Origin of the sequence: Coprococcus aceti (genome assembly GCF_025567285.1) — a bacterium.
GTDB classification, from domain to species: domain Bacteria; phylum Bacillota; class Clostridia; order Lachnospirales; family Lachnospiraceae; genus Coprococcus; species Coprococcus aceti.
Genome location: NZ_JAOQJT010000001.1, coordinates 78,509 through 105,115, shown reverse-complemented (window position 1 = coordinate 105,115; position 26,607 = coordinate 78,509). Strand labels below are relative to the sequence as shown.

Here is a 26,607-nt window from a genome sequence, read left to right as displayed (position 1 = left end):
TTATTTACGCAATATATATCAAAAACAGTGGGATGTTTTTTGCACAGCATTATTTATTATCTTTATTTTTGAGAGCCAAGAGCATACTCTGTACTATCTCTAAATCTTCGGGTTTGGCATCCCTTGCGGCATCGAAGAGAAGAGAGAGCTGCTTGTTCTCAAAGATCTCTTGTGCTTTTTTTGCGGTCTCAGCGTCTAAATAATACTCAGTATCCGAGTTATCCTCGATAAGATCTGATTTGTTTATACCAAAATAGTCAGCAAGAAGTTGAACCTTGCCCATTCTAGGCAGAGCTTGTGCCAAGCACCAAGTATTAAATGTAGTAGGAATAACTCCAATTGCCTGAGCAACCTCTTTTTGGGTTTTTCCACTTCTTTCTAAATATTTATTTAAATTTCTTGCAAACACTTCTTTTTGTTTCTCGTCTGACATAAGGTGCACCCCCTTTTAAAACTTATTAATATAATACAACAATATTGAATAATTGACAACAAAAAGTTCAATTAAAATGAATTTTAGTATTGACATCCAATTAAAATGGATATACAATGTGAACATGATACAGAAAGGAAGTGAGAGCAAAATTGAAAACACAGAAAAAGATCCAGATTAGTTTAGCGGCAGCAAGAGTAAATGCAGGAATGACACAGGAAGAAGTAGCAAAACATATGGCAGTAGGTAAGCAGACTATTGTTAGTTGGGAAAAAGGTACATCAGAACCTAAAATCTCACAGGCTAAGGAATTGTCAAGACTGTATGATATGCCGTTAGACTATATTTTTTTACCATCTAAATCCAATTAAAATGGATAAGAGAAAGGAGAATAATGCAGATTCAATTTGTAGAGGGGCTTAGAGACCCCAAGCAGATAATCGCAGGAATAGTGATTATCTGGGCGATAGGTCTCATATGTTCCATAGCCACATGGATTGCCACAAAGGAAAAAGAAACAACTGCTGCGCTTTTGATTTACAACATCATTGTTTGCGGTTCGTTTACGGCATTTCTTGTATGGTATGGATGGTTTTCATGAAAGGAGGGAAGAAATGCTCAAGAAGATATACACAGAGCTTGTACAGATAAGAAAAGAGCTCCAGACAATCAGAAAACTGCTGGAGTATAAGCCTATCGACACACTCATAATTCAGAAAGAATACAGATGAGAGGTAAAGAAAAGATGTTGACCACGATCATTGGCATAGCCATTGGGACATTTGTCGGAAGGTTGATTTTCGACATTTGGAAATCAAGAAGGAAAGGAGATGGGAACGATGAAGACAAAGAAACTTAAGAAAGAAGTGGACAAGACAATAAAGTACCTGTGCAAGAAGGTTAGAGACGATAACTATATGTGTGACTACAAGGATTCCATGGCACGGACTCTTGACTCCATGATGAAAACAAGAGCCCGGCTTGGTAAGTCAAAAAAGACTAAGTAAGAGATTATCTAAGCTTTACGTTTACATTACAAGCTTTAATAGCTCTTTTAGATATGTTGTCATACAAAGCTACGATCTCTTCAATGGTCTTGTCTGATAAGTCCTGATTCTGAAGGTAAAGCAGTGTCAGTGCATCAGCCTTAGTAGCAGGAAATGTCTTGAAAGTTTCCATAGTTGTGCTCCTTTCTATGTATTTGGTTATAAACATATGTTCATACCAGTATATATATCGTATCTAAATACAAGGAGGTAGTCAAGTGGACAAAAGTGAAATATTACAGGCCGTTGAGAGAGAAAGAATCAGACAGGGCATGTCAAAGCGTAAATTGGCTGAAAAGGCAGGATTTACCGACAGGAGCTTGTACATGTGGGAATCAGATAAGAGAGGAATGACATTGACCAATGCTGACAGCTTACTAAAAGCGGTTGGGCTGAGGCTGGTCATAGAGAAAGGAGAGTGAGAGTGATGAGCAGAGCGGTCAAAGACATACAGGTAATAGGTGTCAGGGAGATTGGCCGGTTGCCGTACATAAGCAAGGCGAAAATGATGAAGATATTTGAGATGTCATTATCTACAGCAACCAGACGTATAGCAGATCTTGACAGATATGTCCAGTCTGGCAGATATGGACCATACACCATACTGGATGGTGCCGGAGTAACAAGGGTCAATGTGCTTGCCTTGGTGGATTATCTGAAGTACAAGAAACAGCTTGACGCTGGCAGACGAGTGCCGCCGTTCGACATAAATAAGGTAGCAAAAGAAGCCGTCATAAACTGGGATGAATTAGATCCCTGACAATAAAAAAGCACCTTTGGAATAGCAGTTCCGCCGGTGCATAGAAAAATACTCAAGAAAATCATAGCAGAAAAGGGAGAAGAAAGCAAATGAAGAGGAGAAACATGGACACAAAGGTTATAAGTGCATCATGCCTAGTTGCCATGGCTGCGGTACTTGTAAGACTCATATATAAAATGGCGACAGACTTTAGGTGGTTTATGACCATATCAACAGGAATGCTCATCTTGTACATAATCGGTACTATGGCGATAGAGATCGGTTTGTACTACATAGTCCTTGCCATGAAGGGCATAGACGATGCAAGGGAAGCCATGGAGGATAGGCTGAATGGTTGAGATGCAGATACTTGGAAGCCACGAAGAATGGCTTAAGGCAAGAACCAAGATAGGCGGTTCTGATGCCTCGGCCATCTTTGGGATGAGCCCATACAAGACAAACGTGGAACTGTTTAAAGAGAAAGCATACGGCATAGAGCCGGAGGACATATCAGATAAGCCTTATGTCAAGTATGGAACAGAGGCAGAAAAGCATCTGAGGGAGTTATTCAAGTTGGATTATCCACAGTATCAAGTTGGATATGTGGAAAACAACATGTTCACGAATGATAAGTACCCATGGGCGCATGCAAGCCTTGACGGATGGCTTATGGACCGGGATGGACGCAATGGTGTGCTTGAGATCAAGACCACAGAGATCCTGCAGTCAAGTCAGAAGAAAAAATGGGATAACAGAGTGCCAGATAACTATTACATACAGGTGCTTCATTACTTGATGGTGACAGAGTTTGAATATGCGGTACTCAAGGCACAGCTCAAGTTTGAAATTGATGGAGAGGTATATTTGCAGACCAAACACTATCCGATAGAGCGGTCGGAGGTAGAGAATGACATCCAGTATCTTATTGATGCTGAGAGAGAGTTCTGGGAGAGCGTACAGGCAAAGAAAGAGCCGCCGCTGATACTCCCGGAGATATGAAAGGAAATGGCATGTATTACAACGAATGTCCACAGTGCGGTGCTTGCCTGGACCCGGGCGAACACTGTGACTGCGAGGAAGAGAGACAGCGACAGACAGCACGCATTATGGCAATGGTGCGAGAGAACAAGGAGAGTCACCAGATGGAGCTGGTGCTGAATTAGGAGGTTAAAAATGGAATTAAGAGTTAATGAGGTAGCGATACCAGAGAAGATTGATTTTAACTATGAGGAGCTCAAGGCTGAGCTTACATCTAAGGTCTCATTTTATGAGACGCTTGTCTACACAGATGACCAGATCAAGGATGCAAAGGCAGACAAGGCCAATCTGAACAAGCTGAAGAGAGCCCTCAATGATGAGCGCATCAGAAGAGAGAAAGAATACATGCAGCCGTTTAATGTGTTTAAGGCTCAGATCAACGAGATCATAGGCATTATAGACAAGCCTATAGCGGTGATAGATGAACAGGTCAAGGCATACGATGAGAAACGCAAAGCTGAAAAGCAGAAAGCCATTGAAGATCTGTTCTCTCAGATAGGTTTCCAGAACTTTGTCACGTTGGAAAAGATCTGGGATCCTAAGTGGTTGAATGCATCGGTATCGATGAAGAGTATAGAAGATCAAATGAAGTCAAGAATGTATGAGATCGGCAATGGAGTGCTTACACTCAGTCAGCTCCCGGAGTTTGGCTTTGAGGCTACAGAGGTATTTAAGGAGACATTAGACATTAACAAGGCCATTTCTGAGGCTAAGAGAATGTCAGAGATTGCCAAGGCAAAGGCAGAAGCTGAGGCAAGGAGAAAGGCTGAGGAAGAGTCACGAAAAGCAGCAGAAGAGGCAAGACGAAAGGCTGAGGAAGAGCGCAAGGCACAGGAAAAGGTTGCCGAGGAGCAGAGAGCCGCAATGGCAAAGGCTATGACACCACCAGAGGAGGTACAGCCGACACCAGTACAGGAGTCACAGCCGGAACCACAGAAGATGGTAGTCAAGTTTGAGGTAGAACTTACAACAGAAGATGCAACGGCTCTGAGAGAGTTCTTCCAGAGCAGAAATATAACATTTAGAGCGATTAAGTAGGAGGTAACAAGATGATTAAGTCAGAAATGGGATCAGTATCAATGAGAGGGAATACTCCGGTGCTAGTAATGGAGTTAGCACTTGCAATGAAGAGTTTAAGGGAGTCACTTGCTAAAAGATATGGAGAGGTTGCTACAGAAGAGTTGATAAGTAGAGCCATGGAAGCGTCCAAAGCTGAGGGAGACATTAACGAGATTATGAGTGACCTCATAGATGATGTCTTATTTAAGATATTGCCAAAAGCCAATATAAACAAGGACAACATAAGGGAAATGCCACAGGCTCTGAAAGAGGTACTGCGCAAGATGTTAGAAGATATGATTATGCATTAGGAGGTAACACATGGCAGCATCAGTGCAGATCACGTTAATTATATGCATAACAATAATCGTTTTAGTTTTCATAGGAGGTAAGAAGAAATAATGGCAGTAAATAACAGTTTAGTAGCAAAAAGTAAAGCACAGCAGAATCTGGGAATTACAGAGTATCTTACAAAAGATGCAATCAAGAATCAGATCAACAAGGTGGTTGGTGGCAAGAATGGACAGAGGTTCATATCTGCTATCGTATCAGCATATAACACCAACCCTACACTTCAGGAGTGCACGAATCAGTCGATTCTTTCAGCTGCACTTCTTGGTGAGAGCTTACAGCTTTCGCCATCTCCACAGCTCGGACATTATTACATGGTCCCATTCAACAATACAAAGACTGGCGTCAAGGAAGCTCAGTTCCAGATGGGATATAAGGGATATATTCAGCTTGCGATCCGTTCCGGTCAGTATAAGAGACTGAATGTTGTCGCAATCAAGGAAGGGGAGTTGGAATACTTCGACCCACTCAACGAGGATATCAAGGTCAATCTCATGGTTGATGACTGGGACAAGCGTGAAGAGGCTGAGACCATCGGCTACTATGCAATGTTTGAGCTTGTGAACGGATTCAGAAAGACAATGTATTGGAGTAAGGCTCAGATGCTTGCTCATGCGGACAAGTATGCACCGGCATTCTACAAGGACGCTGGAAAGGTCAAGACAAAGTACGGAGAGAAGCAGAGAGTATCATATGCTGACTATGAGGCTGGCAATTATGATCCGAGAGATTCATGGATGTATTCATCATTCTGGTACAAGAATTTTGATGGAATGGCTTACAAGACAATGCTCCGTCAGCTAATCAGTAAGTGGGGAGTAATGAGCATAGATCTCCAGAAAGCATTTGAGGGTGACATGGCAACCTTGGACGCTGAGGGACATCCTACATACGTTGAGAATGACAATGATGAGTATGTGGAAGCCACAGCAACAGAGATGAATGAACCAGAAGCACAGGCTCCACAGGCAGAGCCACAGGATACTCAGAATACACAGAACAGTGTTCAGGATCCACAGCCAGCACCGGCAGAAAATCCACAGCCAGAGATGAACGCTGCCGAGGCGGCACTGTTTGGAAGTTTCAAGTAGGTTACATTGACATTACATAATACATCACAACACGCAGCGTAATGTCTTAGCATATATCCCTGTTGCTTTTATTTGAGGGTGACAGGGGGAAAGGAGCATCGATGGCTCGGAACAGGTCAAGAGCCAAGTACGGCAACAGGAAAGCTGTAATAGACGGCATCACATTTGACAGCGAAAGAGAAGCACACAGATACACAGAGTTAAAGATCCTTGAGAAAGCGGGCAAGATAACAGGCTTGCAGCTTCAACGAGAATTTGAACTGATACCAGCTCAGAGAGAACACACGAATGAGATATATGAAAAAGGACCCAACAAGGGCAGATTCAAACCGGGAAAGCTCCTGGAGTGTAAGTGCTCATATGTGGCTGATTTTGTTTATTGGGACTTAGAAAACAACTGCATGGTTGTTGAAGATGCGAAGGGCATGAGAACAAAGGAATACATTATAAAGCGCAAGTTGATGCTCCACATATATGGAATCAGAATCAAGGAGGTGTGAGCCACATGGGAAATAAAGGGAGCTTTGTCTTTTATACCGAATACAGAGAGCATTTGTCGATGCTGCCGCCGGAGCAGGTTGGTGAGTTGATGTTTGCTCTGATGGACTACCAGGAGACAGGCGAAGTTCCAGATCTTCCAAAAGGTAGTGCGCTTGCCATGTGCTTCTCGTTCATCAAGAAACGGATGGACAAGGACAACTCCAAGTATGAGGAGCGGTGTGAGCGCAACAGGTCCAACGGCAAAAAGGGCGGCAGACCTACAAAGGAAACGGAAATTTCCAAAACCGAGGAAAACCCAAATAAACCGAATGGTTTTATTGAAAACCGAACGGTTATTTCTGAAACCGAGGAAAACCCAACCGAACCCCAAAAAGCCGATAATGATAATGAATATGATAATGATAGTGATAATGAGGAGTATATACATACTCCTACTAAGGCACGTGCGTGCGCACATGCGGAGGTGGGTAAGCCACGCAAGAAGTCTGAACCGGTCAAGTATAGCGATGATCCAGAGCTTAATGATGCCATTGTAGAGTTCATAAAGTTCCGGAAAGGTATCAAGAAGCCTATGAGTGACAGGGCTATAACGCTGATGATGAACAAGCTGGAGTCGTTATCTCACGATAAGCATGAACAGGTACAGATTCTCAATCAGTCGATAATGCAGGGATGGACAGGCCTATATGCGCTTAAGGATGACGGTAAGAGCCGAGGGCAGCCACGGAACGTGAATCCAAATGGATTTGCAAACTTCAAACAGACAGATCATTCTGAGCAGCTTGGACAGCTTGAGAAGATGCTGGCTGATGAGCTGAATAAATAACACACGAAAGGAGCCGAACCTCCGGCCGGGGTAATGCTATAGCGGGTTCCTGAGAAGTGAATGACATACAGAGAGTTTTTAGAGAGCAAGATAGAGCTTGCTACTGACAGCGGCTTTGAGGTCGATAAGAGCCGCATAAATAAAGCCCTAAAGCCACATCAGAGTGATGCGGTGGCATGGGCGCTGAAGGGTGGACGTAGAGCCTTGTTTGAGTCGTTTGGGCTTGGCAAGACTGCACAGGAAATAGAGTTTTGCCACCTTGCAGCAGAACATACCGGCGGTAGAGCGTTGATTGTATTACCGCTTGGAGTTAAGCAGGAGTTCACAAGGGATGCTGTAGAGCTCCTGGGCTATGAGAAACCTGAATATTGCCGAACCATGGAAGAGGTTGAGACAAGCACAAGTCAGATCGTTCTGACGAACTATGAGAGAGTGAGAGACGGAGATATAGATCCATCGTATTTTGCGGCAACCTCACTTGATGAAGCATCCGTGCTTAGATCATTTGGATCTAAGACATACCAGACGTTCCTTGACAAGTTCAAAAATGTACCTTACAAGCTCGTAGCGACCGCTACACCATCACCGAACAAGTACAAGGAGCTTATACACTATGCTGGATATCTTGAGGTAATGGACACAGGACAGGCACTTACAAGATTTTTCCAGAGGGATTCAACAAAGGCAAATAACCTGACACTGTACCCAAACATGGAAGATGAGTTCTGGCTGTGGGTTTCCAGTTGGGCATTGTTCATCACAAAGCCATCGGATCTCAATCCAGATTATTCCGATGACGGCTATGTGCTCCCTCCACTGGATGTGAGGTGGCACGAGATACCAATACACTACGGAGATTCAGTTGACAGGGACGGCCAGATGGAGCTTTTCACTCAGGCTAGTACAGGACTTAAAGAAGCCGCAAAGATCAAGCGTGAGAGCATAGATGCCAGAGTCGAGAAGATGAAGGAGATAGTTGATAGCTCTCCGGAGGATCATTTCATTCTGTGGCATGACCAGGAAGCAGAAAGGCACGCTATCAAGAAAGCCCTGCCGGAGACAGTGGACATATACGGATCCATGGACTATGACCTTAGGGAGCAGAGAGTCATAGACTTCAGCAATGGCAAGACAAGGCTATTTGCCACCAAAAAGTCAATCAGTGGTTCAGGCTGTAACTTCCAGCGATTCTGCCACCGGGAGATATTTGTTGGCATTGACTATGAGTTCAATGACTTCATACAGGCGGTGCACAGGTGTTACAGGTTCCTGCAGCAGGACACAGTAGTAATAGACATCATCTACATGGAGAATGAGCGGGAGATCAAGGACGCACTGATCGAGAAATGGAAGAATCATAATCACATGGTCAAGAAGATGATCGAGATCGTGAAGAAATATGGCCTTGATTCGGCAAACAAGACGGAGAGATTGGAAAGGAAGATGGGTGTGGAAGGTACAAGAGAAGAGAGAACGGTAAGAGGCAAGCATTATGAGGCTGTGTATGGCGACTGTGTGGAAGAGACAAGGGCAATGGAGAGCAACAGCGTTGATTTGATACATACGTCGATACCGTTCGGCAATCACTACGAGTACAGCGCAAATTATAACGACTTCGGACACAATCAGGATACAGAGCGGTTCTTTGAACAGATGGACTACCTGACGCCGGAGCTTCTGAGGGTGCTGAAGCCGGGAAGAGTGGCGGCCATCCACGTTAAGGATAGAGTGCTGTTTGGAAATGCAACAGGCACAGGCATGCCGACTGTTGAGCCATTCCACGCTGACTGTATAGAACACTATATGCGTTATGGTTTTATGTATTTCGGCATGATCACTGTTGTGACGGATGTTGTACGAGAAAATAACCAGACGTATCGCCTTGGATGGACTGAGCAGTGCAAGGACGGCACCAAGATGGGCGTGGGATGTCCGGAATACATTTTGTTGTTCCGCAAGCTGCCAACGGACCACAGCAAGGCATACGCTGATGAGCCTGTCACAAAGTCCAAAGACGAATACACAAGGGCACAGTGGCAGATAGATGCTCACGGATACTGGAGAAGTTCAGGAGACAGGCTGATAAGCAAAGAGGAGCTTGAGGGTGTATCTGTGGATAACTTACAAAGAGTGTACAGACAGTACAGCAGAGAGCACGTATACAACTATGAGGAGCATGTGGCACTTGCAAAGTACCTGGATACAGATGGCAGGCTTCCAGCTACATTCATGGTTGTAGCGCCGGGATCCTGGAATCAGCTTGAGGTATGGGACGACATCAACAGGATGCGGACGCTCAACACGACACAGAGCAGACGAAGGGCAACGATGCACGTGTGCCCGTTGCAGCTTGATATTGTTGAGAGAATCATCAACAGATACAGCAATCCGGGCGATGTGGTATATGATCCGTTCGGCGGTCTTATGACTGTACCAATGATGGCGGTCAAGATGCACAGATTTGGCAAGGGATGTGAGCTCAATCCGGATTACTTCAGAGATGGTGTTGGCTATCTGCAGTCCGAGGAGAATGAGGTTGACTCACCGACGTTGTTTGACTTTATAGATGGAGGTATGGAATGAACGATTTGAAGATATTTGAGAATAAAGAATTTGGAGAGATCAGAACAGCGGTTGTGGAAGATGAACCGATGTTTTGTTTAACAGATGTATGCAGAGCTCTTGGAATTACACATATAACTGATGTTAAAAGCAGATTAAGGAAAGATGGGGTCGGTACTAGCGAGGTCATCGACAGTTTAGGAAGAAAACAGACTGCAATATTTGTCAATGAATCAAATTTGTACAAGGTTATTTTCCAGAGCAGAAAAGAGGCGGCTGAGAGATTTACAGACTGGGTGACAAGTGAGGTGCTTCCATCCATCCGCAAGAACGGCGGGTATATAGCCGGACAGGAAATCATGTCAGATGATGAGCTCATGGCCAGAGCCTTACAGGTAGCCCAGAACAAGATACTTGAGAGGGACAAGCAGATAGAGACAATGAAGCCAAAGGCGATATTTGCTGATGCGGTTGCAGCAAGCCACACATCAATACTGATCGGAGACCTTGCAAAACTGATTAGCCAGAATGGTGTGAACATCGGCCAGAAGCGTTTGTTTAAGTGGTTACGTGATAACGGCTACCTCATCAAGCGTGAGGGCTCAGATCGGAATATGCCAACTCAGAGGAGCATGGAGATGAAGCTGTTTGAGGTGAAGGAAAGCACCATAAGCAATCCAGACGGCTCAGTCAGGATCACTAGGACACCAAAGGTTACAGGCAAGGGACAGCAGTATTTTGTGAATAAGTTCCTTGCTATCTGAAAGGAGAGACTACATGACAGAATTTGAGATAGATGCAGCATTTAACACCATCTGCCGACCTGGGCAGGTGGTGAGAATACTCACGAAGAACGGAAAAGAGGAGAATGTCCCGGTGAGAGTTTGGAAGCGCTGGACAATCATCAAGGTATATGAGCACCATGTACTGATGCAGAGCGAAAAGGGCTACCATGAGAGCTTCAGCAACACAGACATAAGAGAGATGATCAGGAAGGGAGATATACGATGGAGATAGTACCAGAGAGAGCAGGAGGCTGCGAAAACTGCAAATACAGAGCCATGGACGAGACACAGGAGCCATGCGCACACTGTACCAAGAATGCGACGGATAACTATGAGCCGATGACCAACGGCGACTACATCCGGTCGCTTGGTGATGCGGATCTTGCGCCGATAATCATGTGTCCGAATGAGATAGGGTTTGATGGCAATAAATGCACAGGGCATTGTTGTGAGTGTACCCGCAGATGGCTTGAGGCGGAAAGGAAGGTTGAGGAGTGATGAGGTTAATTAGTCAGAAAGGCTGGGGCTATATAGATATTGAGTATGAAAATGGAACTATCACTATGGATTATACGAGTGAAGGAACAAGAATAATATACAGTTGGAATGACGATTCAGGAGAATGTGTAATTATGGCTGAATATAGTTCTAGGGAAAAGGCAGAAAAGGTACTGGAAGATATGACGAAGGTGTATGGAAGTTACATATCGTGTAATGGTGGCCCTGGAATCCTACAGGGTAGTGGCTATCAGCAGGCATTCTGTTTCACACCACCGAAGGTGTTCCGGTTTCCGGCAGATGATGAAGTGGAGGTGTAAGGATGGCACAGATTCCAAATGAGATCAAACAGGATCCGAACTGGGCAAGAGCAGTTGCAATCTCAAAACAGTATGCTGTAAGCACATACCCAGCTACCTGGGTGCTTAAATTCATAAACGAGTGGAATGCGGCCGTGGCAAGGTTGAGAAGATAGGAGTGTGGAATATGGAAGAGAGAGAAGCAATAGCTAAATTAAAGGCAACAACAGATTATAGATATTCACATTATGCCTATACGAACGATACCGGAAAGGCATTTGATATGGCGATAAAGGCACTTGAAGAACAGGCATCAGAGAAACGTAAGTCAGAGAAATCAATGAGAATTGAGGCAAAAAAACTTATTGAGGAGCATCCAACAGTCTACGATGTGGACAAGGTTGTGGAGCAGTTGGAAACAGAGGGTAGCAAAATAGAAATACAGTACGAAAACAACTACGAAAAAGGGCTATTAGATGGGATTGGGAAAGCAATCGAAATTGTAAAGGAAGGTGGAACAGATGGAAGATAGATATTTATTCAAAGCAAAGAGAGCCGATAACGGAGAATGGGTAATTGGCAATCTAATTACAAATGTGTTCTTTAGATTAGGTCAAAGCATTCCATACATTTTATGCCCAGATAAAGCAGAATATGATTGCTTTGAGGATTTTACAGAGGAAAATGGAATTTTTGAAGTGCGACCAGATACAATCTGTCAATGTACCGGCTTAAGGGATAAGAACGGCAAGCTGATATGGGAAGGTGACATTATTTTGTTCCAACGAGATAATGATGATTGTCCATTCCCGAACAAAGATACAAAGAAAAGACTTGGAAAAGTATTTTATAAAGATTTTAGGACAACTTTTGCTATCGAAATGGGAAAGAGTGGAAGTGGGTCTTTGAATGATGATTTATGGAAATATGTTCAAAACGGAAATCGAGTTGAAGTTATTGGCAACATATTTGATAATCCAGAATTGATAAAGGAGAGGTGATACATAATGGCATACGCAGGCAAATGCGATAGATGTGGCGGGTTCTACGACCTGCCGTTTGAACACGGAGCCCCGATAAGGGCAAGGATGGTTGATGTGTTCGATGATCCAGTAGAGACAAAGGATCTATGCCCAGACTGTCTAGAAGAACTACGAGATTTCCTTGATGGGGCACAGCTCAATGATCCGCTTGAAGAAAGACAGATAGGGTTTAAGACACAGGCAGATCCATATAATCACTTGATGAAAAGATTTACCCGGAAGGAGTGAGAGGATGGCAAAATCAGATAGAAAGCTACACGAAGCAAGAATGGCGGGGGCTGCATGGCTGATGAATGTCATCAAGACACAGGGCATGGAAGCAGCAGAGAAAGAACTCAAGGTCAGAGGAGCCATGTTTGTTCCGCTTGAGGTCAACCAGAAGCAGCTTGACGAAGCTGTGTATAAAATCAAACTGAATACAATAGATTGTATTTTGATAATGAGTTGCATGGTACTTCGAGATGAATTTGATTTTGGACAGAAGAGGCTTGAGAGATTCTGCGAAAGATTTAATTTAAAGACTGATGCGCTGTGTGATGAAGAAATTATCTGGGATGATCTGATACAGACACTAAAGGAAGAAACAGGCTTGGATTTCACCATCCGGGAGAACAAGTAGGAGGTGAGGCGGTGAAAGCGAAAGAGTATCTAAATCAGGTCAAAATGCTTGAGGATTACATGGACAGGTTAAGCAATGAATATTTCAAGATGAAAGAACTTGCAATGAATCCGGGGGGATTTGACTATTCAAAGGAAAGGGTACAGTCCAGTGCCGTGGCAGATACTATGAGTCGTACAGTTGGCAGATATGTTGACCTTGAAACTGAGATGAATGAATGCAGAAAAACATTTGAAGATTTCCGGAATAAAGCAGTTCACCAGATGTGTCAGTTGCGTAATACGAAGTATACGGAGATATTGTATCAGAAGTACATAAACTATAAGTCATTAAAGGATATTGCAGAGGAGATGGAATATTCATACGACTGGGTAAGACATGCTCATGGCTGGGCTCTGCAGGAGTTCCAGCGAACATGGGGCGATTATCTAAAATCTGACACATTTATAGCACACTAAAAGCATTGTGCAAACACATGGTTGTGCTGTAAGATAGACCATGAAATATTGATTCATAAGGGACATGACTGTTTGCCATTTCGGTTGTGTCCCTTTTCTTATGCCCAGTGGTTGTAAACTTCCCCTTGTGAAAAGTGAACGCTGATCTCTCCCCACTGGGCTATTTTGTTTGAGGTGTGAGATATGAGTAAGATTAAAAGATTCGAGGTTGTGAGACCTGAATATAGTTTTGAATACATACATCCGATACTTGGCAGGCTGGCTTTACCAATAGCCATGTTAAGGGTGATGGTTAAATGCACTAAGATATATAAACTTCAGCCAGCTATAAAAGGGTTTGATAGAGGAGCAAAGAGTGTATGTAAGCCGTTTTACATGATTGTAATTCCGAAGAGAGTGAGAAAGAAAGTATAGCTTCGAACCTATACCGAAGCTAGGAAGAGGCAGATATGCAGATTGAGTATGTTGATATTGATAAGTTAATACCATATGCCAAGAATGCAAAGAAGCATCCACAGGAACAGGTTGAGCAGATAAAGCAGTCTATCAGTGAGTTTGGCTTCAATGATCCGCTTGCAATAGACGAGGGCAACGTCCTGATAGAGGGACATGGTAGGCTCTTGGCAGCCAAGAAGCTTGGATATACCGAACTGCCTTGTATAAGGCTTACAGAGCTCACAGAGCAGCAGAAGAAAGCATATATCCTGGCACACAACAAGTTGACCATGAACAGTGGTTTTGACTTGGATTTACTCAACCAGGAGCTTACAGCCATAGAGGATTTTGACATGGCTGACTTTGGTTTTGATGTTCCAGATCTGCTTGAGGATGATGAGGATGACGGATACTACGGCGATGAACGAGAGCGAACATACGAGGAATACAACCTTGATGATTTTGACGGAGCAAGGGCAGAGGGATTTTACCAGATGCCGATTATCGAGGCGCAGAACGCAGAGCCAGATGAGCTGATATCATTCAATTATGTTCTATCCACCAAGAAGCGTAAATGTGGAGTGCATTTTTATATTGACGACTACCAGTTTGAACGTATCTGGAACAGCCCGCAACAGTACATGGACAAGCTGAGAGAGTTTGACTGTGTATTTACTCCAGACTTCAGCCTGTACATGGACATGCCAATGCCTATGAAGATATGGAACGTGTACAGAAGCCGCCTCATCGGTCAGATGATGCAGGACGTTGGTATCACTGTTATACCAACTCTTTCATGGGCTGAGAAAGAAACATATACATTCTGTTTTGACGGTATACAGCAGGGTGGAACTGTTTCAGTGTCAACTATTGGAGTCAAGCTGGATGACGAAAATAAGCAGATGTGGTATAATGGAATGACAGAAGCACTCAAGCGCATCAGGCCAAAGAGAGTGCTTGTATATGGCGGTGATATAGGTTATAAATTCCCTGACAGTATTCAGGTGAAATATTATGACAATAAAGCATTTAAGAGAGGTTAGGTGGGAGATATGCTTAAGGACACATTTTTACACCATATGAAGAAAGCTCAGGCATTCAGGATTGGAGATTATTTTATATATTATAGTCCGGCATCAATCGTTAATTATGATACGGATGAGGAGATAACATTCAAGAATATAGATGACCTCTATGAGAATGGAATGCTTGGAGATAAAAAACTTAAAGAGTTTTGGGAATCTGAGGAGGATGCATTTAACAATCCTTTATGTATGTGCGTGAATGACGACAGCAGTTTGTGGTTCCCGATAGAGGAAGAATAGATATTACATAGTTATAGTATGTTAGGACACTTCATTGTGAAGTGTCCTTTTTTCGTGGAGGTAAAGCAATTGGGTGGCAGAGGAGCAAACGCATTCAGGACAAAGCAAGGAGATAGAGGGCTATCATTTTCGAACGGAAGAGGCAAACCATCTGAGAAGTTGTTTCCTGCCTGGATGAATGGTTCAAAGAATACAGGAAGTATAGACAGGGTTATCAAGAATTTTAATGATAAGCACACCAAGAGTGGTCGAGAATGGGGAGTCCAAGTGGATGATAATGGATATGTGACACATTATTATAAGGGTTCCAGAGGTAGTGTGAGTTATGATGCATTTGAAAGCGAAGGTAAGCACTTTATACACAATCATCCAGCGAATGGATGGGGCAATTTTAGTGGGGCAGACCTTGAGACATGGGCAGGTAGTGGACAAAAGGCGGTAACAGCAAGTAGCAGAAACGCATTGCCGCCTAGAGGTATAGATCCTAAGCTATACAGCAAAAGAAGAGCGGGAACGTATACGATTAAAAAGAAACCACATTTTAAGGCTACGGAGTTCAACAAAGCCATTCATAGCGTCAAGGTAAGTAGTGACAACTATGATGCGGATCTCAGTAAGTGGCTCAGCAGAAACGCAAAGAAGTATGGATATGAATATTCATATAAGCCAGCGAAGAATAAGGTGTAAATAGATAAGAAAGGTAAAATAATGGGCGGACGTGGTGCGAGTAGCGGAATAAGTGGTAAAGGTAAAAAGTATGGTTCTCAATACAAATCATTACTCACAGTTGGAAATGTGAAGTTTATAAAAAAGACCAATAGGCAATCAGAACCACTAATGGAGACAATGACAAAAGGAAGAGTGTATGCGATTGTTGGAAAAGATGGCCCCACAGATATCACCTATTTTGACAGTGATGGAAAACGCACCAAAACAATACATTTAGATCATCCACATAAGGGATTAAAGCCACATACACATCATGGTTATTTTCATAGTGAGAATGATTCAGATAAGGGGGCAGCACGATTGACCAGCAAGGAAAAAGCGTTGGTTGAAATGGTAAATAGAGCATGGTATGATAATAATAGTAATAGAAGATAGTTTAGGCTGGCAGAACGTGTTGATGTATGGCAGTAGCCACTGACGAGGCATCGGTTCAATTCCGGTTGACTATTACTATATTTGGAGCTTTTGCTATAACAGCAAGGCTCCATTTTTTGTACTTTTTTAGATTATATGAAAGGCAGGTGAAACGGATGGGAAAGAGCTTTAAGGACATGACAAAAGAAGAGCTTCAGGAAGCAGGCAAGAAAGGCGGCGTCAAATCAGGTAAGACAAGAGCTGCAAAGAAGCAGATGAAAGATACCTTTGAGACTATCCTGTCCATGAGCCTGCATAAAGGCGCTGTGGTCAATATCGACAAGATAAAGAACATAGCAGATATAAAGGGCAAGAATATCACAGTCCAGGACGCTATACTCATAGCCCAAGTTCAGAAAGCCCTCAAAGGTTCAATTGCCAGTGCTGAGTTCATCAGGGATACAGTGGGGCAGAGACCGGAGGATATTATCAATCTGAATACCGAGGGCGAAGATATGACATTGAATATAAATGTGTCGTATGGTGATGAAACACCTCTGGATAATTCAGAAGTGGAGGATATGGCAGACGATGAACATTAAAGTTGAGCTTAATCCTGCATTTAAGGAAGTGAACAGGAGCAAGAGAAGATATATAGTTATGAAAGGCTCGGCTGGATCCGGGAAAAGTGTTGACACAGCCACAAACTATATACTCAGGCTCCTTCAGGATCCAGGCAGGAATTTATTATGTGTAAGAAAATCAGATATAACAAACAGAGATAGCACTTTTGCAGAATTGCAGGGTGCTATTTTTCGTATGTTCGGTGATAAATATGAGAAATACTGGATCATCAAGCAGAACCCGCTCATGATCGAATGCAAGGCAAATTGTAACCAGATCATATTCAGAGGGGTAAATGATGATAAGCAGCGTGAAAAGCTGAAATCTATCACATTTAAGCGTGGAAAGCTCACGGATGTATGGATAGAAGAGGCTACGGAGCTTATGCAGAGTGATTTTGAGATTATAGATGACCGTCTCAGAGGTAAGCTGCCACCAGGGCAGTTCTATCAGATTAAGATGACATTTAACCCTGTATCAGCTACCCACTGGATAAAGAAAAACTTCTTTGATATTGAGGACGAGAATGTACTGACACATTCAAGCAACTATGTCAACAACAGATTTATTGATGCGGCATACAGGGCAAGAATGGAGAGACGTAAGAAGGTGGATCCTGAGGGATATAGGGTCTATGGACTTGGGGAGTGGGGCGAAGTTGGTGGCCTTATCCTTACAAACTATGTTGTTGAGGATTTTAACACAGATCACAGCAACTTCGATTATGTAGTGAATGCACAGGATTTTGGATTCAATCATGCCAATGCTTTGCTTGAGGTGGCTTTCAAGGATGGTGAATTGTACATCTGCAAAGAACTCTATGTGTACGAGAAAGACACGAACGAGATCATACAGATGGCAGCTGAAAAGCAGTTTGATAAAAAGCTAAATATGTACTGTGATTCAGCAGAGCCAGACAGAATCAAGATGTGGCAGAAAGCCGGATATAAGAGAGCCAGAGGAGTCCTAAAGGAGCCGGGAAGCGTACATGCACAGATAGATTATCTGAAGCAGATACCAAAGATACATATACATTATAGCTGCACAAACACATATGACGAGATCAGACAGTGGAAATGGCAGCTTGACCAGAAGACAAACGAGTACACCGATGAGCCTGTGCCGTTCTTTGACGATGCCATGGCGGCTCTCAGGTACTCAATAGAGGATATACGAAGAAACAGCCGTGTTAAGTCAAGGAAGAGACCGAAGGGATTATAAACACATGGCAGAAAGGATATATGCACGATGGCAATATACATAGATCCGGCAATGGTGCCGGACTTAGACAACATAGATTCAAGGGTTTTCAAATACCTCATACAGAAGCATAAAGGGCAGCTTGCCAGATGGGCTAAGTGTAAGGATTACTACGAGGGTAGACATGATATTCTTGCACACAAAGTGGATGACGATGATGATGTTGTAAGGTTCAATGTCAACTATGCTAAATATGTGGTTGATGTCGGCCTTGGCTATTATCTCGGTGAACCGGTCAAGTACAACAGCGACAAAGCGGATAAAGCGGATAAACAGCGCAAGGAGCTTGAAGGTGGTGTGAAAGCATCTATCAAGAATGGAAGCGTGAAGCTGTATGATCCTGACTTGTCCCAGAAACTTGATATAAGCCGCATACAGGACGTATACGACAATGAGACTATATCAGAGATAGATTCCAAGATAGGTAAGGCTATAGGCATATATGGCGAAGCCTATGAACAGCTTTATGCCAACAGCGATGAAAATCCAGAGCCACGAAGTACAGTAGTGAACCCTATGAACTGTATCATGGTCAGAGACAATACAGTGGAGCACAATAAGTTATTTGCGATTATTTATGAGATACAGGAAGATCTGAATGAATCAAAGTATTATTCAATCACTGTATGCAATGATCACAACACCAAAGAATACAGGAGTCGTGACCTTGATAACTTTGAATTTTACCTTGTTGAGGGCAGCGAACAGGAGCATTACTTTGGTGAGGTTCCTGTGGTGGAGTACCAGAACAACGATGAGAGACAGGGTGACTTTGAACAGATCATTCCTATGCAGGATGCACTCAACGAGCTTTTCAGCGACCGAGTGACAGACAAGAAGAAGTTCGTCAATTCAATCCTTGCCATGTTCGGTATGACATTAGATGACGATGACGAGAAAGAACTGAAGAAGAACCGCTTCATTGATGGCTTGCCACTGGATGGAAAGATAGAGTACATACAGAAAGCATTTGATGAAAACAGTGTTTCAGTGCTCTGTAATGATATTATCCGAGAAATCCACAAGATGACCCTTACAGTTGATATGACAGATGAGAACTTTGCAGGAAACAGCTCAGGACAGGCCCTCATGCTCAAGTTGATGGTTATGAATATGCTTGTGAAGAACAAGATGAGGAGCCTTGAGAAAGGGCTCAAGAAGAGATTCGAGATGTACAACCACTGGCTTAATGTCAAGGGTGAAATGTCTCTCATAGACAAGAAAGAGCTTGATGTTGTATTCACAGTTGCAATGCCAATAGATAAGCCAACAATCATCAATATGGTAACTCAGCTCAGGGGCATAGTGGGTGATAAGACACTTCTTTCACAGCTCTGGTTTATCAAAGATGTTGATGAGGTCATAGAGAATGTGAAGAAGCAGAAAGCCGAGGAACAGCAGCAGTACCTTGCCACGTTTGGCAGTCAGCATGCACAGGATATGGAGACACCTATCAAGGATGATGAAGAAAAGGATCCTGAGAAAGAGTAGGTGATCTATGAGCGACAACAACTATTGGGAGAAGAGAGCTGTAGATCTTGAGAAGCTCTCCCAGGACAGAGCCGATGTTGATATTATGCATGTAAACAAGCTCTTTGATGGCGCTGTGGATATCGTAGAGAAGCAGATAGAGGAGATATTTGGTAAGTATGCACGTGATTCAGGAATAAGCCAGGATGCCGCCTTGAGGCTTCTTAATGAAAAACAGACGGAGACTATGCGCCGCAATCTTATGATCACACTTGCACAGTGTCAGGAGGAGATAGCCAGGCAGGCTATACTTGCAAGGCTCAATGCTCCGGCTTATGCGGCGAGAATATCAAGGCTGGAAGCTCTGAAAGATTTGGTATACTCACAGGCTTATATGGTTGGTGCCGATGCACACAGAAGGCTTGAAAACAGGCTCATAGATACATATAGCGAGAGCTACTACCGAAGCATATATGATATGCAGCGCAGAACTGAGACTGGCTTTGATTTTACAAAGCTGGCTGACAGGGATGTACAGGCAGCCATAGAGACTGAATGGGCAGGGTTCAACTATTCTAAAAGAATATGGAAGAACACAGATAAGTTGGCAAAGAGCCTCGAGCAGGTTATAACGCAGGGACTTATGACCGGGCAGAGTATCAGAGATATGGATCTTGCGCTGGAGGCAAAGATAGATGGCGGCAGGTACAACATAAACAGAGTAATCCGCACCGAGGTAAACAACTGCTGTAACCAGGGAACATTGAAGTCGTACAAGGCGGCAGGGGTGTTAAGATACATATACCTTGCTACACTGGACTTGCGGACATCATCCATCTGCAGAAAGCTGGATAAAGAGGTTTTCTTTGTGTCAAAGGCAGAACAGGGTGTAAACTTCCCGCCTATGCATCCTCATTGCAGATCTACAACAATGGGATATAGAGAGGACCTGCCAAAGGAAAGAATCGCAAGAGATCCGAAGACTGGTAAGAATATTCATGTGCCGTTTGAAATGAGTTATGCACAGTGGTACAGGAAGTATGTGTTGGAGAAGAAAGATGTTGATAATACAAAAAATGGTGATAATATAAGAGATATAATGTTTAAAGCGTCAAAGTCGGATGTAAACATTATTCGAGATGAAAAAGCTGTTGTTGACGCATACTCACAGTTGCCAGATAAAGTGCAGAAAGCAATGGCTGATGTAACCTTTAATATGGGGCAGAATGGCAGTAGTTGTGATGTAAAAAAAGGCATTATCAACATTGCCAAAGGCGCTGAGAAAGAGGATATAGATCATGAATTTGGACACCTGATAGAAGAACGCATGATGGATCCTAAAATTGTGGAAAAGTATAAGAAATACTTAACTGAGGGATTAAGCGATGCAGATATTACTTCGGAAATATATGAAAATGATTCAGGTGAAAAATTCAATATTTATATATTGCATGGTGATAAGTTTATAAGCGAATATCAAGGTAGATTATATATTAATAGCGTAACTGAGGCTATCACCCCAGATGGTAATTTAAATACAGAATTTATGTGGGAGGCTATTTCAGAGCTTTTCAGAGTGTATCAAAAGGACAAAACAATGCTCAATGAGTACGAGATCAAATTGATAGAGGAGGCATTAAGATGACTTTAAAAGAAGAGTTTTTAAGTATTACATCATATGAGGAATATGATAAGCAGAGAGAAAAATTTAGGTCATTGCCTAGAGATTCGGAGGTTAGAGCACATTTGGACAAACTGTATGGTCCAGGATATGTAGGCGGAGATATAGCCAATGGAGTTATAGAAGAACTATATAAGCCCGGAAAAAGGCATATAGGAGAAGAGTAGAAAAGAATGCTAGATGTGATTACAAGCACTGTACAGAGATGTATGGTGTTTTTTTAATGCAAAAAATAGGAGGATAAGTAATGATAGTAACAGGAATGAAACACTTTGAGAATGTATGTCGCAAGAAGTTGACTGAATGGTATCGTAAGAATCACCCAGATATACAGATAGATGAGGGCGACATATATATTGTCTGGTCATGCAAGACATTACAGAATTATAAATGCCTTGCGTCAACAAATATCAGTGGTGATGGGATATATGCTGAGTATACCTACAATGGCAATAAACAGGAACTGTATGAGGATGTATACCATAAGTTGACAAATACGTGTTATACAGAGGAATAAGAACAGAATAGTAGCTAATTTAGATCATGGTAAAAACATGGTCTTTTTTATTGTCAAGGAAAAGACATTAAAACCTCAACAGCAAGGCATGAACTTGCTGGGGACGTATCAATAGACTACTGGCAGGCATGAACTGACAGGCACACAGAAAGGAATGTAAAGTTATGGCAGACACACAGCAGATAACACAGACACAGGCACAGATTGGTGAGGCAACAACACAGCCTGGTACACAGACACAGGGAGCGCAGCAGAACCAGGCAACAAGCACAGCATCACTTGAAGATGTGCTTAAGACTATGACAGTCGAGGAGATTCTGGCAAGACCAGAGTTCAAAAAGGCTGTTCAGTCAGCTTCGGACGCAAGAGTCACACAGGCACTTGCTACAGCCAAGGAGAAGTGGGACAAGGAAGCTATTGAAAACCTTGACGAGGCTAAGAAGCTGGAGAAGATGACAGCGGAGCAGAGAGCAAAATATCAGTTTGATAAGGATAAGGCCGCCTTTGACGCTGAGAAGAAAGCATTTGAGAGACAGCAGCTTGTACTTGCAACAGGCAAGGAGCTGATCAAGAGAGGACTGGACGCTTCATTTGCTGAAGTTCTGACAGGCGACACAGCAGAGGAGACAGCGGCTAAGATAGATAAGTTTGAAGAGACTTTTAGAAACGCTGTTTCAAATTCAATCAGTAACAAGATGAGAGGCACAGCACCAAGGGATAAGACCCAGGGCACAACAATAACAATGGACAGCATAAAGTCCATGAGTGTTGAAGAGATCAACGCACACTGGGATGAGGTGCAGAATGTGCTCAAACAGAATAAGTAAGAAGGGAAGATGATATATGTCAGTTAAGAATTTTATTCCACAGATATGGAGTGCAAGACTTCTTGCACATCTTGACAAGATCCATGTGTATGCAGGCCTTGTCAACAGAGATTATGAGGGTGAGATCACGCAGTATGGTGATACTGTAAAGATCAACCAGATCGGTGACATCACGATCAAGAAGTATACAGGAGCAAAGATTGATGATCCGGATGAGCTTACAGGTGAGCAGAATACACTTGTTATTGATCAGGCAAATTACTTCAACTTTGCCATCAAGGATGTGGACAATGCTCAGACTAACCCAAAGCTCATGAACGAGGCCATGGCAAGAGCTGCATATGGTCTGAATGATACTGTTGATTCACTGCTTGCAGGAATCATGGTAGCCGGTGCTGCCGGAGCAATCGGAAGTGATGAGTCTCCAATTGTTCCAACTAAGGATGATGCATATGACTTGCTTGTAGATCTTGGAACGGAGCTCACAGAGAAGAATGTTCCACTTGTAGGTCGTTGGGTAGTTGTGCCACCATTCTATCATGGATTTCTTCAGAAGGATTCAAGATTCGTGGGCAATGGTACAGATGTCAACATGGCAATCCTTCAGGGCGGACACATCGGAGCTGCCGCAGGCTTCCAGATCTATGTATCAAACAATGTACCGAATACAGAGGGCGCAAAGTACAAGATACTTGCCGGTACAAATGCTGGCACTTCATTTGCTGAGCAGATCACTGAGACAGAGGGTTACAGACCAGAGAGCAACTTCTCAGATGCTGTAAAGGGACTTCACCTCTGTGGTGCAAAGGTACTGCAGAAGGATGCACTTGCAACTCTCACAGTGAACAAGAAGTAGGAGGACAGATATGGCTATTATAAAGAATATTATCACAGGACACAGCTTCACTTGCCGGAATGAGCGTGTTGTAGAGCATTGCCGCAAGGACATAAAGACCTTTGTTATAGAGGATGAACCTGTCATTGCGGCGTCGGCAGAGGAAGAGCCGGTGGAGGATGCGAAAGCAGAAGAAGAAGAGTCGGTGGAGGAAGAGGTAAAGCCTCAGAAGAAAACAAAGGTAACCACAAAGACAGCCACAAAGACAGCCACAAAGACAGCCACAAAAGCGACCGACTGAGAGGTGATACATGATGGATTCACTGGCAAGGCTTAAGAGGAAGATAGGCTCTGATAAGGATATAAGCGATGAGATCCTTACCGATTATCTGGAAGAGGCGAAGGATGAGATAGTTCTGTTTCTGAATGTGAAGCAGTTTGATGAAGCCTTTGCCTCAAAGGCGGTCGAGATCGCAGCTATACTCTATGAGAGAGACCAGGCTGACAAGCACATAAAGTCTGAGAGCTATTCAGAGGGCGTTGTGTCCGAGAATACTACATATCTCACAGGAGAGAGCTTTGATACACAGGTTGATAAGGTCCTGGACAGCCTCAAGAGATACAGGAGGGTATATGTCAAGCATAAGAAGAAAGATAGCACAGAAGAGACAGAATAGCGGGATATATCGCTATTCTGTACGTGAGGGTAGGTATGGTAACGAAACATATGTATATGAGACGGAGCCATCTGGAATACTTGAGGGAATCCTGTGGAGTCCTATATCTTCAGAGGTTGAAGTAGCTGAGTATGGTGAGCGTGTCAATGAGATGCTTCAGGGATGCGTGTTCGATGATGATATCAGCCTGAAAGAAAAAGACCGGGTGAAGGTGGGCGATAACATGTACAACGTGGAATCCATCAAACCTTATCCCTCTTATCGCCTTGTCATCATAGAAAGGGTGAAGTAGATATGCCTATTGAAATCAAAGGACTGGATACGCTCATAAGTGCCCTGGATAAACTTTCTAATGGGATAGATGGCAATGTGAAACAGATTGTGGAGCAGGAAGCCGACCGCATAGCAGGAGAAGCTAGATCACTTGCCCCTGTTGATGGTGGATATCTCAGAGAGAAGATACAGACAAGGGTAACTGAGACAGAAGATAAGATTGCTGGTGAGGTATACAACAATGCGAGTTATGCAGCATATGTGGAGTTTGGGACCGGACCTGTTGGACAGGCGGCAGGCCTTAAGGTTGAGGGTATAGACCTCAGATACAGGCAGACACCATGGATGATACCTGTTGACAAGATAGATAAGGCTCAGGCTGAGAAGTATCACTTCATACCTATAAAGAAGGATGGTGAGGTTATAGGATATCTTACCAGAGGACAGGAACCACAGCCATACCTTTACCCGGCAATGAAGAACAATGAGGAGCACATAGTAGAAAGACTGAAATCGGCAGTAAGAATGGAGAGTAAGATCACCAGATGATAGATGCAAGAGGACAGATCCGAGAGTTGCTTGAGAGTATAGATCACGATGGACTTAAGGTGAAAATGAGCTACCCCAAGTCCATTGGAGATGTTCCATTGATCACATTTATACAGATAACCAATACTGGCACAGGTATGCACAGCGTTGTTGATAATCTGGGTTTTCAGATAGACATATGGGCAACCACTCTGGATGAATGTATAGATATCATGCTGAAGGTTGATGAGAAGATGGTGGATCTTGGATTCAACAGGGACTACGAAAGTCCAGATGACGATGGAGATAATGTTGATGCCAGCGGATATTGCAGAAAGACTCTCAGATATAGCAGCAAAGTAGACACAAGAACAAACAGGCTTATTTCATAAGCAGAAAGGATGGTATAAAACAATGGCAGATACACCAAAGCAGGGACTTGCCTCAATAGGTCTTGATATCAAGATAGGCAAGACAGCCCTTAATTATGCAACAAAGATAGGAGACATTGGAGGAACACCTTCATCACTTGATGCTACATGCTTCAAGGATAAGTCAAAGAAAAGTGTTCCAGGTGTGCAGGAGAACGATAGCTGGGAGGTAGAGTATCTCTATGACAATGGAGCAACAACCTCAGACTATCGTATACTCAAGGGCCTTGAGGATGCTGGGGCTATAGTTGATGTTGAGGTCACATTCCCTGACAAGACAGTATTCAAGAATAAGGGATATGTTACAACGACAGTTACCGGTGCCGAGGTCAACAACCTCATTAAGGCAAAGGCAGTTGTAAACCTTCAGGGTGAGTGGGAGGTTACGGATCCGGTAGAAGCATAATCCATTTTTGTAATACAACAATATGAAATAATACATCACAGGCAGGGGGCATGGTCTCCCTGCCTTTTTAGGAGGTAAAGCAGATATGCAGACATTGGAAATCAAACTCAAGGTAGATGGAGCAGAGAAGAAGTTTCACTTGAGACTTACAGCAGGTGGTCAGAAGATTCTCAAGGAGAAGTACGAAGAGAACATGCTGGCAACTCTTATGGGTGCAGTAGATGATATAGACAGAGCGGTTGATATTCTTGGCATAGCTCTGGGTTACAAGGACAATGACAACGAGATCACAGATGGAGAGGAGTTTTACGATCTGCTTGTTGAGAACGGCAGAAGCGGAGCTGAGGACTTTGCAAAGGTCCTTACCGACATTGCAGTCAATTCTGGAATCATCAAGAAGGATCAGGCAAACAGTGTTGTGAACAGCATCAATACAACATATAAGACTATGTTTGACAGCCTTGAGGAAAGGGTAGAGAAGCTGCAGAAGGATAATGGACAGACCCCAACGGCGGGCGATTCCGAAGATAAGTCAGACAGCACTCCCTTATGATATAGATAGGCTTCTCTTTGAAGCAAGGATAGCCGGTGTGGGCCTCTTTGAGGCATTGGATTATACCTGGGGTGAGCTTGTTGAAATGATAAAGGTTTACAACGAGCGGGAACGCAGGAAGCACCAGCACGAAGCCAACATAGCATTCAGGCAGGCTGAGCTTATATCCATGTGGGTATGGAAGAATGATGGAGATATAAATGTATCAGATATATTCCCATACTGGAACGAGGAAGAAAAGAGACAGGCAGAGCTTGAGAAGTACAAGGCAATAATGTACAGGCATGTGGATAAGAGCAAAAAATAAATCATGAAGAAATACGAAAAGGAAGGA

General features: G+C 43.3%; 47 protein-coding genes. 45 read left to right on the top strand and 2 right to left on the bottom strand.

The window, feature by feature from the left end:
* Positions 1–49: 49 nt before the first annotated feature.
* Entirely contained in the window at positions 50–433 is a 384-nt protein-coding gene (locus tag OCV54_RS00550; RefSeq protein ID WP_055222308.1) for a helix-turn-helix domain-containing protein, read from the bottom strand.
* A 140-nt stretch (positions 434–573) separates the two neighbouring features.
* On the opposite strand from OCV54_RS00550, the gene OCV54_RS00545 reads away from it, so the two are divergent.
* The 3 genes from OCV54_RS00545 to OCV54_RS00535 all read left to right on the top strand — a co-directional run bounded on the left by OCV54_RS00545 (position 574) and on the right by OCV54_RS00535 (position 1,440).
* Positions 574–804: a helix-turn-helix transcriptional regulator gene (locus tag OCV54_RS00545; protein ID WP_262563177.1), complete on the top strand. Its 231-nt coding sequence runs from the start codon at positions 574–576 to the stop codon at positions 802–804.
* 23 nt (positions 805–827) lie between these two features.
* The gene (locus tag OCV54_RS00540; protein WP_055222307.1) at positions 828–1,034 is read left to right on the top strand and encodes a hypothetical protein; all 207 of its coding nucleotides are present in this window, start codon (positions 828–830) and stop codon (positions 1,032–1,034) included.
* 238 nt (positions 1,035–1,272) lie between these two features.
* Positions 1,273–1,440 (top strand): hypothetical protein, encoded by a 168-nt coding sequence (locus OCV54_RS00535; RefSeq protein ID WP_156327883.1) that lies wholly within the window; start codon positions 1,273–1,275, stop codon positions 1,438–1,440.
* Positions 1,441–1,444: 4 nt separating this feature from the next.
* Here the strand turns inward: OCV54_RS00535 and OCV54_RS00530 are convergent, their stop codons facing one another.
* The gene (locus OCV54_RS00530; RefSeq protein ID WP_172678726.1) at positions 1,445–1,612 is read right to left on the bottom strand and encodes a hypothetical protein; all 168 of its coding nucleotides are present in this window, start codon (positions 1,610–1,612) and stop codon (positions 1,445–1,447) included.
* A gap of 85 nt (positions 1,613–1,697) precedes the next feature.
* Here OCV54_RS00530 and OCV54_RS00525 point away from each other — a divergent pair, with 85 nt between their 5' ends.
* The 42 genes from OCV54_RS00525 to OCV54_RS00320 all read left to right on the top strand — a co-directional run bounded on the left by OCV54_RS00525 (position 1,698) and on the right by OCV54_RS00320 (position 26,580).
* Complete coding sequence (locus tag OCV54_RS00525) at positions 1,698–1,901, top strand: helix-turn-helix domain-containing protein (protein ID WP_055222306.1); 204 nt, start codon at positions 1,698–1,700, stop codon at positions 1,899–1,901.
* Between the two features lie 5 nt (positions 1,902–1,906).
* Positions 1,907–2,239, top strand: a complete 333-nt coding sequence (locus OCV54_RS00520) for a hypothetical protein (protein WP_022215959.1) — start codon at positions 1,907–1,909, stop codon at positions 2,237–2,239.
* An 89-nt stretch (positions 2,240–2,328) separates the two neighbouring features.
* On the top strand, positions 2,329–2,577 hold the full coding sequence (locus OCV54_RS00515) for a hypothetical protein (RefSeq protein WP_055222305.1): 249 nt from the start codon (positions 2,329–2,331) through the stop codon (positions 2,575–2,577).
* Positions 2,570–3,217 carry a YqaJ viral recombinase family protein gene (locus OCV54_RS00510; protein WP_055222304.1) on the top strand — a complete coding sequence of 216 codons (648 nt, stop codon included), beginning with the start codon at positions 2,570–2,572 and terminating at the stop codon, positions 3,215–3,217. The genes OCV54_RS00515 and OCV54_RS00510 overlap by 8 nt, the downstream gene beginning before the upstream one ends.
* Positions 3,214–3,381, top strand: a complete 168-nt coding sequence (locus OCV54_RS00505) for a hypothetical protein (RefSeq protein WP_156327882.1) — start codon at positions 3,214–3,216, stop codon at positions 3,379–3,381. The genes OCV54_RS00510 and OCV54_RS00505 overlap by 4 nt, the downstream gene beginning before the upstream one ends.
* Positions 3,382–3,391: 10 nt before the next feature.
* Positions 3,392–4,294 carry a DUF1351 domain-containing protein gene (locus OCV54_RS00500; protein WP_055222303.1) on the top strand — a complete coding sequence of 301 codons (903 nt, stop codon included), beginning with the start codon at positions 3,392–3,394 and terminating at the stop codon, positions 4,292–4,294.
* A gap of 11 nt (positions 4,295–4,305) precedes the next feature.
* Positions 4,306–4,626, top strand: coding sequence for a hypothetical protein (locus OCV54_RS00495; RefSeq protein ID WP_055222302.1), 321 nt, complete (start codon positions 4,306–4,308; stop codon positions 4,624–4,626).
* A 90-nt stretch (positions 4,627–4,716) separates the two neighbouring features.
* Complete coding sequence (locus OCV54_RS00490) at positions 4,717–5,757, top strand: recombinase RecT (protein ID WP_070099053.1); 1,041 nt, start codon at positions 4,717–4,719, stop codon at positions 5,755–5,757.
* 101 nt (positions 5,758–5,858) lie between these two features.
* A complete protein-coding gene (locus tag OCV54_RS00485; RefSeq protein WP_055222301.1) occupies positions 5,859–6,257 on the top strand; it encodes a DUF1064 domain-containing protein in 399 nt (132 codons plus the stop codon).
* 5 nt (positions 6,258–6,262) lie between these two features.
* Positions 6,263–7,084, top strand: coding sequence for a DUF6291 domain-containing protein (locus OCV54_RS00480; RefSeq protein WP_055222300.1), 822 nt, complete (start codon positions 6,263–6,265; stop codon positions 7,082–7,084).
* Between the two features lie 60 nt (positions 7,085–7,144).
* On the top strand, positions 7,145–9,667 hold the full coding sequence (locus OCV54_RS00475; protein ID WP_055222299.1) for a DNA methyltransferase: 2,523 nt from the start codon (positions 7,145–7,147) through the stop codon (positions 9,665–9,667).
* Positions 9,664–10,410, top strand: a complete 747-nt coding sequence (locus OCV54_RS00470) for a phage antirepressor KilAC domain-containing protein (RefSeq protein WP_055222298.1) — start codon at positions 9,664–9,666, stop codon at positions 10,408–10,410. The genes OCV54_RS00475 and OCV54_RS00470 overlap by 4 nt, the downstream gene beginning before the upstream one ends.
* Positions 10,411–10,423: 13 nt before the next feature.
* Positions 10,424–10,663 (top strand): hypothetical protein, encoded by a 240-nt coding sequence (locus tag OCV54_RS00465; RefSeq protein ID WP_055222297.1) that lies wholly within the window; start codon positions 10,424–10,426, stop codon positions 10,661–10,663.
* The gene (locus tag OCV54_RS00460) at positions 10,654–10,929 is read left to right on the top strand and encodes a hypothetical protein (RefSeq protein WP_055222296.1); all 276 of its coding nucleotides are present in this window, start codon (positions 10,654–10,656) and stop codon (positions 10,927–10,929) included. Before OCV54_RS00465 ends, OCV54_RS00460 begins: the two co-directional genes overlap by 10 nt.
* A complete protein-coding gene (locus tag OCV54_RS00455) occupies positions 10,929–11,249 on the top strand; it encodes a hypothetical protein (RefSeq protein WP_055222295.1) in 321 nt (106 codons plus the stop codon). Before OCV54_RS00460 ends, OCV54_RS00455 begins: the two co-directional genes overlap by 1 nt.
* Before the next feature lie 2 nt (positions 11,250–11,251).
* Positions 11,252–11,404, top strand: a complete 153-nt coding sequence (locus OCV54_RS00450) for a hypothetical protein (RefSeq protein ID WP_156327881.1) — start codon at positions 11,252–11,254, stop codon at positions 11,402–11,404.
* Between the two features lie 11 nt (positions 11,405–11,415).
* The gene (locus tag OCV54_RS00445; protein ID WP_055222294.1) at positions 11,416–11,760 is read left to right on the top strand and encodes a hypothetical protein; all 345 of its coding nucleotides are present in this window, start codon (positions 11,416–11,418) and stop codon (positions 11,758–11,760) included.
* The gene (locus OCV54_RS00440; RefSeq protein ID WP_055222293.1) at positions 11,750–12,229 is read left to right on the top strand and encodes a YopX family protein; all 480 of its coding nucleotides are present in this window, start codon (positions 11,750–11,752) and stop codon (positions 12,227–12,229) included. The genes OCV54_RS00445 and OCV54_RS00440 overlap by 11 nt, the downstream gene beginning before the upstream one ends.
* Before the next feature lie 6 nt (positions 12,230–12,235).
* Positions 12,236–12,499: a hypothetical protein gene (locus OCV54_RS00435; protein ID WP_055222292.1), complete on the top strand. Its 264-nt coding sequence runs from the start codon at positions 12,236–12,238 to the stop codon at positions 12,497–12,499.
* Between the two features lie 4 nt (positions 12,500–12,503).
* Positions 12,504–12,890 carry a hypothetical protein gene (locus OCV54_RS00430; RefSeq protein WP_055222291.1) on the top strand — a complete coding sequence of 129 codons (387 nt, stop codon included), beginning with the start codon at positions 12,504–12,506 and terminating at the stop codon, positions 12,888–12,890.
* A gap of 11 nt (positions 12,891–12,901) precedes the next feature.
* Positions 12,902–13,348, top strand: coding sequence for a hypothetical protein (locus OCV54_RS00425; protein WP_055222290.1), 447 nt, complete (start codon positions 12,902–12,904; stop codon positions 13,346–13,348).
* Positions 13,349–13,531: 183 nt separating this feature from the next.
* Positions 13,532–13,762: a hypothetical protein gene (locus OCV54_RS00420; protein WP_055222289.1), complete on the top strand. Its 231-nt coding sequence runs from the start codon at positions 13,532–13,534 to the stop codon at positions 13,760–13,762.
* A 35-nt stretch (positions 13,763–13,797) separates the two neighbouring features.
* Entirely contained in the window at positions 13,798–14,826 is a 1,029-nt protein-coding gene (locus OCV54_RS00415; protein ID WP_070099051.1) for a DUF4417 domain-containing protein, read from the top strand.
* Positions 14,827–14,862: 36 nt separating this feature from the next.
* A complete protein-coding gene (locus tag OCV54_RS00410) occupies positions 14,863–15,108 on the top strand; it encodes a hypothetical protein (protein ID WP_262563169.1) in 246 nt (81 codons plus the stop codon).
* A gap of 69 nt (positions 15,109–15,177) precedes the next feature.
* Complete coding sequence (locus tag OCV54_RS00405; RefSeq protein ID WP_055222287.1) at positions 15,178–15,795, top strand: hypothetical protein; 618 nt, start codon at positions 15,178–15,180, stop codon at positions 15,793–15,795.
* 21 nt (positions 15,796–15,816) lie between these two features.
* Positions 15,817–16,212: a hypothetical protein gene (locus OCV54_RS00400; RefSeq protein WP_055222286.1), complete on the top strand. Its 396-nt coding sequence runs from the start codon at positions 15,817–15,819 to the stop codon at positions 16,210–16,212.
* Positions 16,213–16,388: 176 nt separating this feature from the next.
* Complete coding sequence (locus OCV54_RS00395) at positions 16,389–16,793, top strand: hypothetical protein (RefSeq protein WP_262563168.1); 405 nt, start codon at positions 16,389–16,391, stop codon at positions 16,791–16,793.
* Complete coding sequence (locus OCV54_RS00390; protein ID WP_055222284.1) at positions 16,783–18,036, top strand: PBSX family phage terminase large subunit; 1,254 nt, start codon at positions 16,783–16,785, stop codon at positions 18,034–18,036. Before OCV54_RS00395 ends, OCV54_RS00390 begins: the two co-directional genes overlap by 11 nt.
* 27 nt (positions 18,037–18,063) lie before the next feature.
* The gene (locus OCV54_RS00385; RefSeq protein WP_055222283.1) at positions 18,064–19,566 is read left to right on the top strand and encodes a phage portal protein; all 1,503 of its coding nucleotides are present in this window, start codon (positions 18,064–18,066) and stop codon (positions 19,564–19,566) included.
* 7 nt (positions 19,567–19,573) lie between these two features.
* Entirely contained in the window at positions 19,574–21,190 is a 1,617-nt protein-coding gene (locus OCV54_RS00380; RefSeq protein ID WP_055222282.1) for a minor capsid protein, read from the top strand.
* Entirely contained in the window at positions 21,187–21,393 is a 207-nt protein-coding gene (locus OCV54_RS00375) for a hypothetical protein (RefSeq protein WP_055222281.1), read from the top strand. The genes OCV54_RS00380 and OCV54_RS00375 overlap by 4 nt, the downstream gene beginning before the upstream one ends.
* 80 nt (positions 21,394–21,473) lie before the next feature.
* Positions 21,474–21,743: a DUF6275 family protein gene (locus OCV54_RS00370; protein ID WP_055222280.1), complete on the top strand. Its 270-nt coding sequence runs from the start codon at positions 21,474–21,476 to the stop codon at positions 21,741–21,743.
* A gap of 164 nt (positions 21,744–21,907) precedes the next feature.
* Entirely contained in the window at positions 21,908–22,570 is a 663-nt protein-coding gene (locus OCV54_RS00365) for a DUF4355 domain-containing protein (protein ID WP_055222279.1), read from the top strand.
* 16 nt (positions 22,571–22,586) lie between these two features.
* Positions 22,587–23,426 carry a major capsid protein gene (locus tag OCV54_RS00360; protein ID WP_055222278.1) on the top strand — a complete coding sequence of 280 codons (840 nt, stop codon included), beginning with the start codon at positions 22,587–22,589 and terminating at the stop codon, positions 23,424–23,426.
* Positions 23,427–23,436: 10 nt separating this feature from the next.
* Complete coding sequence (locus OCV54_RS00355) at positions 23,437–23,706, top strand: hypothetical protein (protein ID WP_055222277.1); 270 nt, start codon at positions 23,437–23,439, stop codon at positions 23,704–23,706.
* A 10-nt stretch (positions 23,707–23,716) separates the two neighbouring features.
* The gene (locus tag OCV54_RS00350) at positions 23,717–24,082 is read left to right on the top strand and encodes a phage head-tail connector protein (protein ID WP_055222276.1); all 366 of its coding nucleotides are present in this window, start codon (positions 23,717–23,719) and stop codon (positions 24,080–24,082) included.
* Positions 24,039–24,374: a hypothetical protein gene (locus tag OCV54_RS00345; RefSeq protein ID WP_055222275.1), complete on the top strand. Its 336-nt coding sequence runs from the start codon at positions 24,039–24,041 to the stop codon at positions 24,372–24,374. Before OCV54_RS00350 ends, OCV54_RS00345 begins: the two co-directional genes overlap by 44 nt.
* A 2-nt stretch (positions 24,375–24,376) precedes the next feature.
* Positions 24,377–24,904, top strand: a complete 528-nt coding sequence (locus tag OCV54_RS00340; RefSeq protein ID WP_055222274.1) for an HK97-gp10 family putative phage morphogenesis protein — start codon at positions 24,377–24,379, stop codon at positions 24,902–24,904.
* Positions 24,901–25,275: a hypothetical protein gene (locus OCV54_RS00335; RefSeq protein WP_055222273.1), complete on the top strand. Its 375-nt coding sequence runs from the start codon at positions 24,901–24,903 to the stop codon at positions 25,273–25,275. The genes OCV54_RS00340 and OCV54_RS00335 overlap by 4 nt, the downstream gene beginning before the upstream one ends.
* 22 nt (positions 25,276–25,297) lie before the next feature.
* Positions 25,298–25,720 carry a phage tail tube protein gene (locus OCV54_RS00330; protein ID WP_055222272.1) on the top strand — a complete coding sequence of 141 codons (423 nt, stop codon included), beginning with the start codon at positions 25,298–25,300 and terminating at the stop codon, positions 25,718–25,720.
* An 85-nt stretch (positions 25,721–25,805) separates the two neighbouring features.
* Positions 25,806–26,273, top strand: coding sequence for a hypothetical protein (locus tag OCV54_RS00325; protein WP_055222271.1), 468 nt, complete (start codon positions 25,806–25,808; stop codon positions 26,271–26,273).
* Positions 26,215–26,580 carry a hypothetical protein gene (locus OCV54_RS00320; RefSeq protein ID WP_156327879.1) on the top strand — a complete coding sequence of 122 codons (366 nt, stop codon included), beginning with the start codon at positions 26,215–26,217 and terminating at the stop codon, positions 26,578–26,580. Before OCV54_RS00325 ends, OCV54_RS00320 begins: the two co-directional genes overlap by 59 nt.
* Positions 26,581–26,607: the final 27 nt, after the last annotated feature.